This window comes from Mycobacterium arosiense ATCC BAA-1401 = DSM 45069 (assembly GCF_002086125.1).
GTDB classification, from domain to species: Bacteria; Actinomycetota; Actinomycetes; order Mycobacteriales; family Mycobacteriaceae; genus Mycobacterium; species Mycobacterium arosiense.
Window position 1 is genome coordinate 1 of sequence record NZ_MVHG01000291.1, and the last position, 313, is coordinate 313.

Genomic DNA, 313 nt, shown 5'->3' on the forward strand with positions numbered 1-313 from the left:
CAGTGAGGTTGTTGCCCGTCCCGGCGGCCGCCGTGGTGCAGATGAACACCCGGCAGTCGGGATCCTGCTGGAAGCGATCGATCGCTTTCTGCCGCTTGGTGAGCGAGTCATTGCCCACCAGCGTGACGCAGCCGTGCCCGGCCTGCTCGCAGAGTTCCTTCAGCGCAGCCACGGTCGGCTTGAACTCGCAGAACAGGATCACCTTGTCCTCGGCGTCGAGCTCGCTCAACAGGTCCATCGCCACGCGAACCTTCACCGTTTCCAGGTAACGCCGCAGCGCGCCGAGTCGCGCGAAGACCGGTCGGTCCTCGAG

1 protein-coding gene is annotated in these 313 nt (G+C 65.5%); it reads right to left on the reverse strand.

Translation table 11 applies throughout. The annotated features are described in order from the left end of the window. The coding region (locus BST14_RS31950; protein ID WP_245845858.1) for a C-terminal helicase domain-containing protein at nt 1-238 on the reverse strand (238 nt) is incomplete at its 3' end. Nucleotides 239-313 lie beyond the last annotated feature (75 nt).